11 protein-coding genes are annotated in these 16957 nt (G+C 40.1%); 3 read left to right on the top strand and 8 right to left on the bottom strand.

The window, feature by feature from the left end; all coding sequences use genetic code 11:
* Positions 1-5: 5 nt before the first annotated feature.
* The 8 genes from ACOQO1_RS14575 to ACOQO1_RS14610 all read right to left on the bottom strand — a co-directional run bounded on the left by ACOQO1_RS14575 (position 6) and on the right by ACOQO1_RS14610 (position 13584).
* Positions 6-2441: an ABC transporter permease gene (locus ACOQO1_RS14575; protein ID WP_420603611.1), complete on the bottom strand. Its 2436-nt coding sequence runs from the start codon at positions 2439-2441 to the stop codon at positions 6-8.
* A 21-nt stretch (positions 2442-2462) separates the two neighbouring features.
* A complete protein-coding gene (locus tag ACOQO1_RS14580; RefSeq protein WP_420603612.1) occupies positions 2463-4922 on the bottom strand; it encodes an ABC transporter permease in 2460 nt (819 codons plus the stop codon).
* 10 nt (positions 4923-4932) lie between these two features.
* On the bottom strand, positions 4933-7305 hold the full coding sequence (locus ACOQO1_RS14585; RefSeq protein ID WP_420603613.1) for an FtsX-like permease family protein: 2373 nt from the start codon (positions 7303-7305) through the stop codon (positions 4933-4935).
* Positions 7306-7351: 46 nt separating this feature from the next.
* The gene (locus ACOQO1_RS14590) at positions 7352-9736 is read right to left on the bottom strand and encodes an ABC transporter permease (protein WP_420603614.1); all 2385 of its coding nucleotides are present in this window, start codon (positions 9734-9736) and stop codon (positions 7352-7354) included.
* A gap of 41 nt (positions 9737-9777) precedes the next feature.
* Complete coding sequence (locus tag ACOQO1_RS14595; protein WP_420603615.1) at positions 9778-10473, bottom strand: ABC transporter ATP-binding protein; 696 nt, start codon at positions 10471-10473, stop codon at positions 9778-9780.
* A gap of 8 nt (positions 10474-10481) precedes the next feature.
* Positions 10482-10727, bottom strand: a complete 246-nt coding sequence (locus ACOQO1_RS14600) for a hypothetical protein (RefSeq protein ID WP_420603616.1) — start codon at positions 10725-10727, stop codon at positions 10482-10484.
* A gap of 257 nt (positions 10728-10984) precedes the next feature.
* Complete coding sequence (locus ACOQO1_RS14605) at positions 10985-12235, bottom strand: efflux RND transporter periplasmic adaptor subunit (RefSeq protein ID WP_420603617.1); 1251 nt, start codon at positions 12233-12235, stop codon at positions 10985-10987.
* Between the two features lie 8 nt (positions 12236-12243).
* Positions 12244-13584 (bottom strand): TolC family protein, encoded by a 1341-nt coding sequence (locus ACOQO1_RS14610; protein ID WP_420603618.1) that lies wholly within the window; start codon positions 13582-13584, stop codon positions 12244-12246.
* A 201-nt stretch (positions 13585-13785) separates the two neighbouring features.
* Here ACOQO1_RS14610 and ACOQO1_RS14615 point away from each other — a divergent pair, with 201 nt between their 5' ends.
* Genes ACOQO1_RS14615 through ACOQO1_RS14625 form a run of 3 tightly spaced genes read left to right on the top strand, consistent with a single transcriptional unit; the run spans position 13786 to position 16957 of the window.
* Entirely contained in the window at positions 13786-15150 is a 1365-nt protein-coding gene (locus ACOQO1_RS14615; protein ID WP_420603619.1) for a sigma-54-dependent transcriptional regulator, read from the top strand.
* On the top strand, positions 15150-16508 hold the full coding sequence (locus ACOQO1_RS14620; protein WP_420603620.1) for a sensor histidine kinase: 1359 nt from the start codon (positions 15150-15152) through the stop codon (positions 16506-16508). Before ACOQO1_RS14615 ends, ACOQO1_RS14620 begins: the two co-directional genes overlap by 1 nt.
* Complete coding sequence (locus ACOQO1_RS14625; protein WP_420603621.1) at positions 16505-16957, top strand: 3-oxoacyl-ACP synthase; 453 nt, start codon at positions 16505-16507, stop codon at positions 16955-16957. Before ACOQO1_RS14620 ends, ACOQO1_RS14625 begins: the two co-directional genes overlap by 4 nt.

The following is a 16957-nucleotide window of genomic DNA, read 5'->3' on the forward strand; positions in this document are numbered from 1 at the left end:
ATTGATTATTCGGTCCTTAAACTTTTAACCGGATTCACTACAGCCGCTTTTATACTTTGATAACTCACTGTAAAAATTGCAATGGTCACCGCCAATAAAGGAGCAATTATAAACACTTCCCATCCTATATTGATTCGATAGGAAAAATCTTGGAGCCATTTGTCCATGGCAAACCAACCAATGGGAAGCGCCACCAAGATGCCAACACCGACCAACCTGAGAAAATCTTGGGTCAACTTGTAGGTGATTTGACCAACAGTGGCTCCCAATACTTTTCTAACACCTATTTCTTTGGTGCGTTTTTCTGCATTGAAAGCGGCCAGTCCAAACAGCCCTAGACATGCTATAAGAATGGAAAGCGTGGTGAAAATGAAAAAAATATGGCTTAGGCGTTGTTCTGCTCTATACGTTCTTTCAAAAGAATCTTCCATAAAGTAGTAATCAAAAGGTTGACCTGGCGCTAGCTTGTTCCAGATATCTTCAACACCATTAATGGCATTTTGAAAATCGGTAGTATTCAGTTTAATGGCCATAGCACTTGCATAAGTGCTAAGGTGCAAGCTTAAGGCTTCAATATCTTCCCTGAACGGAGAGAAATGAAAATCCTTCACCACACCTACTATAGTATAAAATTTTGGGTTGTCTGAACCTAAATCCTGGGTATATCGTTTACCAATTACCTCTTCTAGGGGAAGGCCAATTGTTGAAACTGCCGATTCATTGATGATGATACTAGTGGAGTCGTTTTTAAATTGTTTTTCAAAATCCCTTCCTGCAACGATTTCAAATCCCAAAGTTGAGATATAATCGTGGTCTACACCCCAGGTTTGCATGCTTACTGCTCTTTCTTGGTCAGTTGCTCCATCTTCAGGGGCAAAAGTGCTATCACCTCTCGCCGAAGGGGTAGGAAAAAAGCTGCTTAGGGAGGCATTTTTAACATACCCCAATTTTTTTGCCTCTTTTTTAAACGAATCGGTCTGGTCACCAAGGGCATACACATCATTGACCACCAAAACCTGATCTTTGGAAAAGCCAAGGTCCTTGTTTTGGATATATTTCAATTGTTGATAAACAACCAGGGTGCTAACGATGAGAAAAACGGAAATGGCAAACTGGAATATCACCAGACCATTTCTTACCCTACTTCCGCCAAGACTGTTGCTGTTGGAACCCTTGAGCACTTCCACAGGAATAAATTTTGACATGAAAAAAGCGGGATAGCTTCCAGAAAAAAGACCAAGAACGATTCCGGCGGCCAACAATATTAGCCAGAAAAAAGGATTGCCATAGGGCATGGAAATATCTTTGTCCGCAAGCTCGTTAAAGAAAGGGAGTGCTATAACCGCGATTAAAATTGCAAATAGTAAGGCTCCAAAGGAAACCAATCCAGATTCCACCAAAAACTGGCGAATCAGATCTATTTTGTTTGAACCCAACGTTTTCCGTACACCAACTTCTTTGGCTCTTTTTAATGAGTGTGCTGTGGAAAGGTTCATAAAATTAACGCTGGCCAAAACAAGGAGAAAGGCAGCGATAAAACTCAAAATATAAATGCTTTGAATAGAGTTGTTGGGACTTATTTCAGCCACTCTATCAGAGTTCAGATGAATATCTGTTAAAGGAATGGTACTATAAATTAAATGATTGCCGGCAGCTTTGAACTGTTCTTCGGTGATACCGGGCATGAATTGTTGTACCCCTGGGATAACATATTTTCCCAAAAAGTCACGTAATGGCTGTTGAATATCGGCTATATTGGCCGCAGGAATTAGTTTGATGAAGGTTTGGTAATTGTTGCTGCCCCAGTTTACGATTCGGGAATCCTCGTAACCTGCCATTGCCATAAAAACAGTATGTTCCCTTAAAAAGGAATTTTTAGGTAAATCATCAATAACCCCTGTTACCGTAAAAGTTTGGGTATTGTTTAGTAGTAGGGTTTGGCCTACAGCATTGTTGATGTCGAAGTGTTTTTCAGCGGCAGTTTTGGTCAGAATTAGAGTGTTAGGCGATTTTAAGGCTGTTTTTTCATCTCCCGCCAATAGTTTGAGACCAAACATTTTAAAGAAAGTGGAGTCCACAAAAGTGGATTGCAGCTCCTTTACATTGACTTCTGTTCCAGTTCGTTTAATCAGCATACTTCCTTGGGTGCGAAACCTTGTAGTGAGCTCCACTTCAGATAAATCATTGTTCATGGCTTCTGCAATGGGAGCTGGGGTAACAGCAAATTTACGGTCCTCACCTCCAAACTTGATATCGGCATTTACCCTGTGAATCCGATCAGCATCGGCAAACATGGTATCGTAGCTCAGTTCGTCAAGAATATAGAGAGAGATGAGAAGGCCTCCGGCTACTCCAATGGCAAGGCCAAAAATGTTGAGAAAGGTAAAAAAGGGCTGCTTTTTAAGACTTCTCCAAGCTATTTTAATATGGTTCTTTAACATGATAGTTCGTTTTAGTTTTGTTTATTCAGTTCTTAAACTGTTTACAGGATTTGCAATGGCCGCCCTTACACTTTGAAAGCCAATAGTCAATAGGGCAATTGCTACAGCCAATGCTGAAGCTAGTAGAAAAACCCACCAATCAATTTCTATTCGATATGAAAAGTCTTGTAACCATTTGTCCATAGCGTACCAACCAATGGGCAATGAAACTACAATTGCTACGCCAACCAACTTTAAGAAATCGGCAGTGAGCGTATACACAATTCCTCTAATACTGGCACCCAGCACTTTTCTTATTCCAATTTCTTTGGTGCGCTTTTCCGCATTGAACACCGCAAGACCAAATAAGCCCAAACATGCAATGAGGATGGACAAGAAAGTGAAGACAATGAAAATACTTCCCAGTCGTTGTTCGGCTTTGTAGGTATCGTTGAACGAATCGTCCATAAAATAAAATTGAAAAGGCTGGCCAGGCGCCACGGTATCCCATATTTGTTCAACTTGGGCTATGGTATTTGTGAAATCACCGGCATTCAATTTTATCAACATTCTGTTGGAATTACTTCCCAAGGAAAGACTCATGGCATTGATTTCGTTTCGCAATGATTCAAAATGAAAGTTTTCTACAACACCGATTACGGTTAAGTACTCCATGTTTTCCTTATCTGGGCGTTTAAAATCATGGGTCAATCTTGTGCCAAGTACGTTTTCGTTTTGTAGTCCCAACATGGCTACGGCTGATTCGTTTAAAATTATCGCAGAGGAATCGGTGGGGAATTCCCTGTTGAAGTTTCTACCTGCAATAATTTTCATGTCCAAAGTATTCACATAATCATGGTCAACACCCCACTTTTCAAAAATGTACCCATCATGTTTTACTCCACTACCCGCTTCCGGGAAAAAAGTAATACCGTTGCGTGCGGAAGGAGTAGGCAAAAAACTGCTTAATGACACATTCTTGACACCACCAACTTGAGCAACCTCTTGCTTCAAGGATTGAATGCGATCTCCAGATGCATCCACATCATCTATAACTACTACTTGATCCTTCTGAAAACCTAAATCCTTATTCTGAATGAACTGTAATTGCTGAAAAATCACTACAGTTCCAATAATTAAAAATATGGAAATGGCAAATTGGAACACTACCAGATAATTTCTGACCTTGCTATTGCCCGTTCCACTTTTGCTACCACCTTTGAGTGCAGTTATGGGGTTAAATCTTGAAAGGAAGAATGCGGGATAAAAACCTGATAACAGGCCCAATGAAGCAGCGGAAAGAAGTAGAAGAATCCAGAAAACAGGACTGCCAAGAGGCAAGGAAATAGTTTTCCCTGAAAGCTCGTTAAAGAAAGGAAGAACAATAGCGCTAATAATCAGTGCAAGCACTAGTGAAAAGAATGAAATTATGACAGCTTCAGACAAGAACTGTTTGATAAGCCCAAATTTTTTAGACCCCAGTGTTTTTCTTATGCCAACCTCCTTGGCCCTTTTTAACGCTTGCGCTGTTGAAAGGTTTACAAAATTAACGCTGGCCAGTATAATAAGAAACAAACCAATAGCAGAGAGAATGTAAATGTTTTCAATATCATTGGTAGGGCTCAGCTCTCCTTTTCTATTTAAAGAATGTAAATGGATTTTGGTCAAGGGGATAGTACTCCAGACCATGTTATTACCAGATGCTTTGCGACTTTCCCTGAATTTTTTTAACGTCATGCTGGGATCAAATGTTTGGATCCAAGGAATCATATAGGTTTCATATATGGTATTCAAGGGAGCCTCTAAGGATTGGATTTTTGCTTCTGGATGAAGTTTAATGAATGTTGAAAAACTCCAGTTGGCCCATGAAGGACTTTCGGCATCTGGAAAGCTCGCCATCGAAATAAAAATGGAATGGTTCCTTAAAAAAGAATTTTTGGGCAAGTCGGCAATAATTCCGGTAACGGTATAAACGTCTTTATTGTCCAAGAGTACTGCTTGTCCTAAAGCCTCGCTATCTTCAAAGTGCTTTTGAGCCGCACTTTTGGTCAAAATCAAGGTGTTTGGTTCTTTGAGCGCTGTTTTGGGGTTGCCTTTTAAAAGGGTTAACCCAAACATGTCAAAAAAAGTAGAGTCAACACCAATAACATGATTTTCCTTTATATTTTGTTCAGCTTCCGTTTTTTTGAGGAGAACACTATTCATATCCCTGAACCTTGTGACCATTTTTATCTGGGGATAATCTTGCGCCAAAGTAGGGCCTAAAGGAGCTGCAACCGAAGCATATTTGTTGGTTTCACCACCATTGGTGTTGTCAATGTTAATTCTATGAATGTTGTCGGCATCAGCAAACATGGTATCAAAACTCATCTCATCATATATATAAAGAGAAATGAGCAAGCTCCCCACCATTCCTACGGATAGTCCAAAAATGTTCAAAAAGGTAAAGAATGGCTGGGTTTTAAGACTTCTCCATGCTATTTTAATATGATTTTTGAACATAATCTTTTCTTTATTCGGTTCTTAAGCTGTTTACCGGATTGGCCATGGCCGACTTCACTGCTTGGAAACCTATGGTGATAAGTGTTACCAATAGTGTAAGTACACCGGCTAGCCCAAAGGCCCAAACAGGGATGTTTATTCGATAGGCAAAATCGCTTAGCCATTCGGTCATAAAATAGTAAGCCAAAGGAGATGCTATTAATATTGAAATAGCAATCAATTTTAAAAAGTCTTTGGAAATTAAAAATGTGATGTTGTTGATGCTGGCCCCAAGGACTTTCCGAATACCAATTTCCTTGGTACGCTGTTTGGCCATAAATGTGGCCAAGCCAAACAATCCCAAGCAAGACAATAGGATTGAAATTATGGCAAAATAACGCGCCAAAGTACCTGTCAACATTTCCGTCCTGTAATTTGCCGCATATTCTTCATCCAGAAAATCATAGTGCAAGGGTGTGTCGGGCAATACTTTTTCAAAAACGGTTTGAACGGAAGCCAATCCTTCCTTCGTTTGCGCACCATCCAATTTGATGATCAATTCACCTGCGTTATCAGGTTCCAATAAAAAAACGGTTGGTTGTATAGGCTCGTACAGTGATCTGTTATGGAAATTTTTGAGTACACCAATGATCTGCCGTTGCGCCCCCCATAATTGGACTGTTTTCCCAACAGGATTTTCGCCCAATTTCATTAAGTCAGCAGCCGTTTGATTGATTACCAAGTTCAAGGTGTCTTGCGAACCTTCTCTATAATAGTCACCCTTATCTATAGGGATGTCAAAAGCACTTGGGAAATTATGGGCAGTCCATAAAAGTGCAAATTCAATGTTTTCTTGCTCCTGGGTTTTACCTGGCCAACTTACCCCACTACTTGATGCAGGTGTTGCCAAAGGTGAAGGGCCAACCAAGGTGACATCTTCAATGCCGGTCGAGGCGATTAGCTCATTCTTTAGGGCCTGATATTTTTCGGTAATTACTTGATCTTGGTGTATGGTTATGATATGGTCTTTAGCAATCCCCAAATCTTTTTTGTTCACATAATCTATCTGGTTTTGAATGACAAGGGCTGAAATGATAAGCAGGATGGATAAAGAGAATTGCAGCACCACCAATCCTTTTCGTAAAGAGATGGTATTCTTTTGTTCTCTACCAACTCCTTTTAGGGCTTCAATAGGTTTGAAGGATGAAATAATCAAAGAAGGGTATGCTCCGGATAAAAGTGTGGTAAAAGTGAAAACACCAAAAATAATGAGCCAAAGCTGTGGGCTGGCAATATCAATGGCAAGCTGCTTACCGGTAAGGGTATTTATGGAAGGCAAAAGCAGCGCGGAAAGCAATAAACCTATAAAAAAAGCAAGAGAGGTAATTATAGAGGTTTCCATGAAAAATTGCCCCACCAACATATTTTTCTTTGCACCAACCACCTTTCGCACACCAATTTCGCCTGATCTTTTAGTAGCGTATGCTGTAGAAAGATTGATAAAATTAATACAGGAAATGATCAAAAGAAAGATTGCAGCCAAAGTAAATATCCTAACGTATTCTATGCGGCCACCCGATACTTTTGCTTGTTCATCAAAACGGTTATAAAGGTAGCTTTCAGAAAACTTTTGCATCAGAATACCTTCCTTAAATTCACCAGTAATGTTTTCTTGAAAGAGGGTTTCAGTTTTTTTTGCAACAGCTTCCGGATTAGCATCTTTACGAAGTAAAAAGGCTCCTTGCATACCATTGTTACCCCATTCCAACATCCAATCATTTTGGCTTAGGTGCCGCTCGAAGCCGTAGTAAAAATCGTTTTGTATAGAAGATTGCGTTGGAAAATTTTTGTAAACAGCTTCTACTGCAAAATCCCCATTGTCGTAGATATGAACAGGACTACCCAATGCTTTTTGAGGCCATTCATCACCCCAAAACCGTTGGGCCAAACGCTCAGAGATTGCAATAGCTTCGGGTTTTTCATCTAAGGCATTGATATCTCCCGCAAGTACAGGAAAAGAGAATGATTTGAAAAAGGCAGCATTGGTAAATGCCCCCGGTGCCCTAAAATCGGTATCCTCAATTCGAAGGTTATCTTGAAAAGTAGCTCCAAGTGTAATGTATTCCTCAACCTCGGGAAACTTTTCCTTGGCGGTTTTCAATAGTGGATATGATATGCCACTATATACATCGAACACACCCTCTTCCAAAGGAATGGTTCTTTTCACCAAAAACAACTGATCGTCCTTTTCATGGAACTTGTTCATGCCATACTCGTCAAAAACCCAGAGTAGCATCAAAAAGGAAACCGCTATGGCAATGGACAATCCTATGGTGTTTATGGACAAATACACCCTGTTCTTGAGTAAGGTTCTCCAAGCGGTTTTTAAATAGTTCTTTAACATGATCGTTCGTTTTTGACCCTTCGACTTTACTCAGGGTAAGTTTTGATTATTCTGTCCTTAGGCTTTTAACCGGGCTGGCCACGGCCACTTTTAATGTTTGATAACTGATGGTAAACAATGTGATGGCCATTATGGACAGTATGGCCAATGCAAATACCCACCAATGTATTTCAGTTCTGTAGGTGTATCCTTGTAACCATTGCTCCATTAAATACCATGCGATTGGAGTTGCAAACACTCCTGCAATCAATATCAGTTTGAAAAAATCTGCTGTAAAAAGGGCCAGGATATTGGCAACGTTGCTTCCCAATACTTTTCTAATACCAATTTCCTTGGTACGAAGTCCAACAAAAAACAATATCAAACCGTACAGCCCCAAACAGCCAATTAAAATGGCCAAGGCGGAGAATACTTTTGAAAGGGAGAGATACCGCTGTTCTGCTTCATATTGTTGTGCTACCCTTTCGTCCAAAAAGTGATACTCATAGATATAATCTGAAAAAGCATCGGTCCACACCTGTTCAATTTGGTCTAATGTGGATGCGGTGTTGCGCATGTTAATTTTAAAAGCCAATTCAGCATACCAGCTATTTTTGGCTCCAATGAATATGGGGTTTATCTCTTCTGTAAAATCGGCATTATGAAAATTTTTGACCACCCCGACTATAGTTGCTTTGACACTGCCACCGCTGGCCTCTATTTTTTTTCCTAGTAATTCCTCTGAAGATGCCAAGCCCAGTTTTTGGGCAAATTTTTCGTTGACCAAAACTTCGCTTAGGGAGTCATTTTTAAAAAAGTTCCGACCTGCTATAAGCGGTATGTCAAAAGTGTTTATAAAATCAATGTCACCGGCCTTTAACTCAATGCTGAATTCTTCCGGTTCAGGTCTATTATGATATTTTATACTGGTGCCCCAACTACTGTCGGCCCCTCCTGGGCTGCTTAAGCAGGCAGTAGTACTTTGTACCCCTGGAATTTGGTTGAACCTGTCTTTTAATCCTTGTAGTTGAACAGGTTCCATTTCTGTTGGAATATCTACCATTACTATGGACTCTTTATTAAAGCCCAAATCCGTATTTACCGCATAGTCAATTTGTCTTGAAATAATCAGTGTTGCCGCTATAAGGGTAATGGAAATTGCAAATTGAGCTACAACCAGTACCTTTCTTGTAGTATTGCCTCCGGTATCATTATGACTCAGTTTCCCCTTTAGCGCTAATACAGGAACTATACGTGACATTAATATTCCGGGATAGCTCCCCGATAGAAAGGAAACCATTGCCAAGACCAGGATGAGAAATGCAAAAAAGCGGAGGTTCAATAAATGATATACCGATAGCTCTATTTGAAATAGCTCGTTGAAAGAAGGAAGAAAGAGAATAGCAAGTCCTAAGCCTATCAAAATTGCAAAAAGGCTTATTACAAAGGTCTCCGATAAAAACTGCCAGAACAAATGTTGCTTAAAACTTCCAAGCACTTTACGAACCCCAATTTCTTTAGACCTATAAAAAGCTTGCGCCGTTGAAATATTGATAAAATTAATACATGCTATGACGATCAAGAAAAGCCCAATGATACCAAAGACCCAAAGGAGCGTGGGATCAAGCCCCCCATAAAGCGGATCAAAGTGCATAATGGAAAGGGACTGTAATTTATAAACATGTTTATTCTTGGTTGTGGGTCTGTGTTTTTTTGGAAGCTCCAAAAGTGCAGTCTCAATATGATCTATATTTTGGTTTGGTTTTAAAAGAGAAAAGCATTGTAGATTGGTGGTAATGCCATTCCAGTTTTCTGTGGCGGCAAACTCAAAAAAATCTTCCAAATTTTGAAAAGAAACGAAAACCTCTGATTTTAAGAAAGTAGTTTTTGGAAGGCTCTTTAAAACTCCGGTAATCTGGATGGTCTTGTCGTTTTCAAGGACAAAAGTCTCTCCGACAACCGCTGTTTTACCATACATTTTTTGGGCTAGATCTTCAGTAATCAATGCGGTATTGGGAGCCGTAAGTGAAACATTATTACCGCCACTTAATAAAGGGTAATTGAAGATCTTAAAAAAATCCTCTTCCACAAAGGCTACATTTTGTTTGAACTTGTCAATGTCCCCATTCTTTTTTGAATGTAGGACAAAGCCATCTTGAACAACAATTTTGGCGACTTTTTCGGCATACTCATAATCTTCCCTAAACACCTTGGCAAATGCGGGAGGAACACTGGGATCATATTCAACAAAGTCCCTGTGCTCTTCCGTGACCATTCTATAAATTCTATCCGAATTTGCATGGAAATTATCGAAAGAAAGATGGTAGCTTAAGAACAGATAAATTAGAACACTACTGCCAAACCCAATGGCAAGTCCCAGAATATTTATGGCGGTAAATACTTTCCTTTTTAAAAGATTTCTCCAGGCGATTCTAATATAATTCTTAAACATGGTTTCGTTTTTTGATTGTTATGATTGATGAATAAACTCGATTATACCATGGCGCCTATCTCTCGGTTCTTGCTTTCGGTTACAATTTGACCATCAAATAGGTTCACCACTCTGTGGGCATAATGTGAATCCCTATCGGAGTGCGTAACCATTACAATGGTGGTTCCTTCTTGGTTTAGTTCGGTAAGCAGGTTCATAACCTCGATTCCGTTTTTGGAGTCCAGATTACCTGTTGGCTCATCAGCTAGAATCAATTTAGGATTGGTGACCACCGCTCTTGAAATAGCAACTCTTTGCTGCTGTCCACCAGAAAGTTGTTGGGGGAAATGCTTTTCGCGATGGGCAATTTTCATACGCTCCAAAACAGCTTTAACCTTCTTTTTGCGTTCCGATTTGCTCATTTTTAAGTAGATCAATGGCAATTCCACATTTTCATAAACAGTAAGTTCATCGATGAGGTTAAAACTTTGAAAAACAAAGCCCAGATTTCCTTTTCGCAACTGGGTACGTTGGCTTTCTTTAAGCCCACTGACCTCATGGCCGGCAAATTGATAACTGCCTTCCGTTGGATTGTCCAGCATTCCAATAATGTTGAGCAATGTTGATTTTCCACATCCGGATGGCCCCATAATGGCAACAAATTCCCCTTCGGCCACATTGAGATTTACCCCGTTAAGAGCAAGTGTTTCTACCTCCTCTGTTCTAAAACTCTTTTTAAGGTTCTGTATCTGTATCATTTTTTAGCTTAATATTTGTTTAGTATTCTATTTAATAATTCTTCTTTTTCTTTATTGGTTATTTTATCATTGACATTTCTTTGTCCGAGAGTGTATATAATATCTTTTGCTGCCAACACGACTTTCTTTTTGCAGGGATTACTTTTCATCCATTCCAACCAAAAGGCTTGATTAGCTGTATCAGGCTTCAACACCCAATCCCTAAACTCCTCATTGGAAAGCAAATCTTCAATTTTGTCCGCCTTTATATCCATGACTTGCTGTTTTTTAGAATACGTAGATCTTGGATACATAAAGACAAGGTTTTCAAAGTGTTTGTTACATTTTACACGTATTAAATCAATGTCCTCCTGGTTATTTTTCTCTGTTTTGGACTTGCAATAATTCTTCTCGAACCATTTCCATTTCTTTTGCACATAACTTTATCGTATTGTTCCATTACAGTAATTAGACTCATCATTTCTGTTTCTGAAAAACCATGATGCTACTAGCATCATGGTTTTTCTCTAAATTATTTCAATACAATTCTTTCTGCGGTTCCAAAGCTGTCATAGTTACTGGTGATTACATTTTCACCTGGCTGCAATCCTTCCAATACTTCATAGTATCTGGAGTTTTGTTTGCCAATTCTGATGTTTCGCTTTAGGGCCTCATTGCCATCTGTTCCAACTACAAAGACCCATTGACCTCCGGTACTTTGGAAAAATCCACCCTTGGGCAGTAACATGGCATCACTTGAAGCGCCCAATTGCAATCGTATATTATAGCTTTGACCTGCTCTAATAGTCTCAGGCTTTTCACCCGTAAAAACCAAATCCACTTTAAACCTGCCATTTCGTACTTCGGGATAAACTTTTCGTAATCGCAGTCCATATTCTTTTTCGTTCCGCTCTAAAGTTGCAGATAGGTCACGTTTAACACGATCAATATAATGTTCGTCTATTTCTGCTTCGATTTTAAAATCGGTCAGAACATTTACCTGTCCAATACGCTCTCCCTGTGAAATATTCTGTCCAATCTCGGCATCCAAAAAACCCAATTGGCCATCGGCCGGTGCCCTAACATTTAGATGGTCTAATCGCTCGTAAACCATGGACAATGTTTTTTTCATTCGTGTAAGATCCGTGTCAAGACCTGTTAAGGAAGTGGTTCGCATTTTACTATCGTTTTCCGTTTGAATCTTAACGATTTCGTATTGTTTTTGGGAAAGTTCGTAGTTTTCTTTGGAGGTAAGATATGCCTCCTTGGAAATGAGTTCTTCTTGGTAAAGGGCCTCGTTCTGTTCGTAGTTCCGCTTTAGCCGTTGCAGTTCATTGGCCGCCGTAGCCAAGGCTCTACGACCATCATACTGGCGCGAGTCAAAATCGAGGCGTGTCTGGCGCAGGTTATTTTCCTTTAACGCCATATTGCTTTCGCTGGAAAGGATCTGCTCGTAGAGGTTGGTGTTCTCCAGTTTCAGGATGATGTCTCCCTTTTTTACCATGGTACCTTCCTCAATCAATTTTTCTGAAACCCTTCCTCCTTCATAGGCATCCATATAAATGGTGGCAATAGGAGCCACATTACCATTAATGGTAATATAGTCGTCAAACTTTCCTTCTGTAACTTGGGCAATGGAAAGGCGTTCTTTTTCTGTTCTGTACGTAGAAACGGAGCTTGCAAAAATCAACTTATAGCCCGTGAACAATACCAAGAGGCCTAAAGCTATATAGCCGTAATGTTTTGGTTTAAGTCCTTTCTTTTTTTCTAATTGTATATCCATGGTTCTTTTTAGTTGATGTTAAAAATGGGCAGGCCGTTGTAAAAATCAATCGTGCTTTTGTTCACTTTAAGCCTTAGGCCCACCTGTAAGTTCTCATTTTGTGCAACGCCGAACAAGTTCTTGGCCTGAAAAAGGTCCAAGGCATTGATCAATCCTTTTTCATACCGTTTTTGCGCTATGGCAAAGGCCAACTCTTGGGCCTGCACCTTTTTTTTGCTCTGCTGAAACTCGTCTGTCAGTGCACGGTTTGTCTGTACCAATTGTTGCAGTAGTTGAAAGAGCTCCTGCTCTTGGATTTCAAGGTTGTTCTTGGCCTGTAAATAGGCTATTTTTTGTTGTTTTACCCTCGACCGATTGGACCATCCATTGCTAATGGGAATACTGAGTTCTGCACCTACAAATTTTGAAGTGTTGTCCTTAATCTGTGTTCTGAACGGGATAAGATTTCCATCGGCATCCACATTGGTTTCAAAGTAACTGGTTCCGATACCTGCAATTAATGAAAGGGAAGGATAAAGCCCTCCGCGGATGGATTGCAGTTGTTTTTTGGCCGCATTAACCCTATACTCCTGCGATTTTACAATAGGCACAAAACCTCTCGCTACAGTATAAAGAGAATCGAGTTCAATTTCTTTATCGATAATTTCTTCTGTAGCATCCAAGCTGGGTTGCAGATTGATATCGTTTTCTTCGGTTAGGTTCATTTCCTGAAGCAAAGTAAGCTTGGCATTTGCAAGCAAATTCTTGTTTTGTGTCACCAAAAATTTGTCCCCCAACAGATTGGATTCGGCTTCGTACAGATCCGCTCCGGCCATCATTCCCAAATCCACTTGTTTTTGCACCAGGTCATAATTGGATTGCGAAATTTCCTGTTGCTCCAAGGAGTTGGCCACCAGACCTTCATAAAACTTAATGTCATAATAAGCACTCATCACTCGGAATGCCAGCAAAAACTTTTCCTGCAATACATCCTCCTGGGTGGCCTTATAAATGAACTTGGATGCTTTTATGGAATTCAATTTTTGAAAACCTTGGAAGATATCCAAATTGGAGCCTAGGGAATAATTGTTCCTGAAGAACTCTGTGTTTACAAAATCATTGGTGTTGGGATCTTCTGATCTACCAAACTGAATCCTATAATCTGTATAACCGCTTATGGTGGGCAATAAATCTCGTACGGACTGTCTGTAGGTTTCTTTGCTGGAATCTTTGGTGTACGAGGTATTTTTTACCTGAAGATTATGTTCAATGGCATAGGCAACGCACTCGTCCAATGTCCAAACCTTTTGGGAAATTCCAGCGACGGAAATTAGAAAAACAAGTGCCGTTATGTATGTTTTAAATGTCATGGTCTTTATACTGTGCCAAACTATTTGCCATTCTTGTGCCAAATAATCAATATGCTGATAATCATATTGTTACATTGTTTTTAGGAAAATCAGCAGAGAAGGAGTGTAAAATTTTTGTACAAAAAATGTCCAATTATTTTACACTTGCAAAAAATTTATGATTTCAATTTGTAGCTTTAACCATATAAGTTTTGAAACCCTATGACTGATGCCAAGATTTTGGTGGTAGACGATAATAAAAGTGTCCTGAGCGCATTGGAGATTCTATTGCAGTTTGAATACAAAAGTGTTCAGACCATTTTTAATCCCAACCAAATTTCTTCCTTTCCCAATTTGGATGAAATTGATATCGTGCTTTTGGACATGAATTTTTCGGCCGGGGTAAACACGGGGAACGAGGGACTCTTTTGGTTGAATGAGATTAAAAAGAAATCCCCGAATACATCTGTAATCATGATGACCGCCTACGGAGCGGTTGATCTTGCGGTCACGGCATTGAAACAAGGAGCTTCCGATTTTATTCTAAAACCATGGAACAACGAACGTTTGTTGACCACGGTAAAATCTGCTTACGAATACCGAAAATCAAAACTGGAAATCAGCAATCTTAAGAAGAAAGAGAGCCATTTAAAACAGGTGATCAATGATGACAAGAATTTCATTATTGGCAATTCCAAAGCATTGACATCCGTGCTGAATCTTGCAAGAAAGGTTGCCAAAACAGACGTGAATGTTTTGATTACTGGTGAAAATGGTACGGGAAAAGAATTGATTGCCAGAGAACTGCATCGACTCTCATCCCGAAAAGATGAGGTTTTTATTGGGGTTGATATGGGCTCAATAGCCGAAAACTTGTTTGAAAGTGAGCTGTTCGGACATATTAAAGGCTCCTTTACCGATGCCAAGGAGGATCGCGCTGGAAAGTTTGAGGCTGCCAACCAAGGATCTCTGTTTTTGGATGAAATGGGCAACCTATCCTTGCAAATGCAAGCCAAATTGTTGTCGGCCATCCAAAACAAATCGGTTACCCGGGTTGGATCCAATAAACCTATTAATGTTGATATTAGATTGATTTGTGCCACCAATTGCAATTTGGAACAAATGGTGGTAGACGGACTTTTTAGGGAAGACCTTTTATATCGAATCAATACCATTCATATAGAAGTGCCACCGCTACGGGAACGCGAAGGCGACATCCTTATTTTGGCCGATTTTTTCTTAAAGCGATTCGCCAACAAATACGACAAGCAAGGTTTGCGCATCAACAATTTGGCACAAGAAAAACTGATGGACTATCAATGGCCCGGTAATGTGCGTGAACTGCAACATACCATGGAGCGGGCGGTTATTCTTTCCGAAGGAAATGTATTAAAACCTTCCGACTTTTTATTGCACAGTAAGCCCTCACAGTCATTTGAGCATGGTCCGGCCACTTTGGACGAAATGGAACAACAGATGATCTTAAAAGCGCTGGATCAACATGACGGGAACTATAGTGCTGCAGCGGAGCAGTTGGGCATTTCGCGTCAGACGCTGTACAACAAACTGAAGAAAAAGAGTAAATAATGGCCAGTAGAAATTTTTATTTCCAGCTGATTTTCAGGGTGCTTTTGATTGCCCTAACGGCCTTGGCCTTGGCTTTTTCCATTGTTTGGGAATGGTATTTTACCTTGGCATTTGCTGCCTTTTTTCTTTGGGCACAGGTACATTTTCTAATTAAATTCATCAATAGCACCAACCGTAAGATCGCCTATTTTTTTGACGCCATCCGCAATGAAGATTTTACATTGCGATTTCCAGAAAGGGTGTCCATAGAATCCTTTGAAGAACTTAACAAGAGTTTGAACAGGGTAAATGACCTGATCCAGGAGGTTCATTTACAGCTGCAGGTCAAAGAGCAATACTATCAGGAAATTCTTAAGCAGGCCAGCATTGGTATTATGACTTTTAATGAGAAGGGCCATATTCTTTTTGCCAACCCAACGCTGGAAAAATTACTGAACTATACCCCCCTTAACCATATAAAACAGTTGGCCCAGGTAGATGAAAAATTATACGAGGTCTTTAAAACTTTTCAACCGTTTGAACGAAAACTGTTCCAATTGACCAATGAACGGGAACAGATTCAATTAGCATTGAAATCTACGCCTTTAACTTTGGATGGACAGTCATTATTGTTGGTGGTGGTACAGGATATTCATCAAGAACTGGATGAAAAGGAAACAGAATCTTGGGTACGGCTGATTCGTGTACTCACGCACGAAATCATGAATACCATAACACCCATTGCCTCAATTTCAGATTCCATAATCAAGTATTACAGAAAAGGCGGTGAGATAGTTCCTTTGGAAAAATTGGATGAAAGCCAAATCAAGAACACGCTCAAAGGTTTGGAAGTGATTAAGGAGCAAGGAGGAGACTTGATGGATTTTGTGCAATCGTACCGGAGCCTGTTGAATGTTCCAGAACCTAACAGGGCCATTATTGATGGCGTGGGATTGTTGGAAAAGATAGATGTGTTGATGTCGGCACGCTTGGCTACCGATACAAAGTTTTCGGTGAGCTGTTCTCCAAAGGACCTTGAATTTTTTATTGACGAAAAGCAGATAACGCAGGTGTTGATCAATCTGGGAAAAAATGCCCTTCAATCCGTAAAAGAAACCGAAAATGGTCAAGTGCATATGATTGCAGGGATTGATGCCGAAGGCATAAAATATATTGAGGTGAGGGACAATGGGCCGGGAATTCCACCAGATTTGATGGATGAAATTTTTGTTCCTTTTTTCACCACTAAAAATGAAGGTACCGGGATTGGACTTAGTCTTTCCAAGAGGGTAATGCAAATGCATGGGGGCAACCTAAAAGTGCACTCCGTTCCAAATAGGGAAACCGTTTTTAGATTGACCTTCAACCAAAGTAAGTGACAAACATCAAAGAACAACTTCTAAAATTCTGCTGGGAAAGCATTGACGAAAAAACAGCTCGCCTAAAAAAGCGAAGTGAGGAACTACAGGAATCCCTTGGCTCCGAAACAAAAAGTAGTGCTGGCGACAAGCATGAAACTGGCCGGGCCATGGTACAATTGGAACAGGAAAAGCTGGGAAAGCAACTTGTAGCGTTGGACAGAACAAAGGCAACACTTCAAAAAGTGGATGTGGCCAAAGACTCTTCAAAAATTATATTGGGAAGTCTTGTAAAAACTTCAACCGCCAATTATTTTATAGCCGTTTCAACTGGAATGTATGCCAAAGAGGGAATCACTGTTTTTTGTATTTCACCCGGAGCGCCCATTGCACAATTGCTGTTGGGAAAAGAAAAAGGGGATAGCATTGTTTTCAATGGCAAACAAATCAATGTTCTTGAGGTGATGTAG

The organism is Flagellimonas sp., assembly GCF_965222555.1.
Taxonomy (GTDB): domain Bacteria; phylum Bacteroidota; class Bacteroidia; order Flavobacteriales; family Flavobacteriaceae; genus Flagellimonas.

What these genes read in the sequence shown, in the direction of transcription:
- ACOQO1_RS14595 (WP_420603615.1), bottom strand. Translation starts at nt 10,473, where the DNA reads ATGATACAGATACAGAACCTTAAAAAGAGTTTTAGAACAGAGGAGGTA.
- ACOQO1_RS14610 (WP_420603618.1), bottom strand. Translation starts at nt 13,584, where the DNA reads ATGACATTTAAAACATACATAACGGCACTTGTTTTTCTAATTTCCGTC.
- ACOQO1_RS14600 (WP_420603616.1), bottom strand. Translation starts at nt 10,727, where the DNA reads ATGGATATAAAGGCGGACAAAATTGAAGATTTGCTTTCCAATGAGGAG.
- ACOQO1_RS14580 (WP_420603612.1), bottom strand. Translation starts at nt 4,922, where the DNA reads ATGTTCAAAAATCATATTAAAATAGCATGGAGAAGTCTTAAAACCCAG.
- ACOQO1_RS14585 (WP_420603613.1), bottom strand. Translation starts at nt 7,305, where the DNA reads ATGTTAAAGAACTATTTAAAAACCGCTTGGAGAACCTTACTCAAGAAC.
- ACOQO1_RS14615 (WP_420603619.1), top strand. Translation starts at nt 13,786, where the DNA reads ATGACTGATGCCAAGATTTTGGTGGTAGACGATAATAAAAGTGTCCTG.
- ACOQO1_RS14575 (WP_420603611.1), bottom strand. Translation starts at nt 2,441, where the DNA reads ATGTTAAAGAACCATATTAAAATAGCTTGGAGAAGTCTTAAAAAGCAG.
- ACOQO1_RS14620 (WP_420603620.1), top strand. Translation starts at nt 15,150, where the DNA reads ATGGCCAGTAGAAATTTTTATTTCCAGCTGATTTTCAGGGTGCTTTTG.
- ACOQO1_RS14590 (WP_420603614.1), bottom strand. Translation starts at nt 9,736, where the DNA reads ATGTTTAAGAATTATATTAGAATCGCCTGGAGAAATCTTTTAAAAAGG.
- ACOQO1_RS14605 (WP_420603617.1), bottom strand. Translation starts at nt 12,235, where the DNA reads ATGGATATACAATTAGAAAAAAAGAAAGGACTTAAACCAAAACATTAC.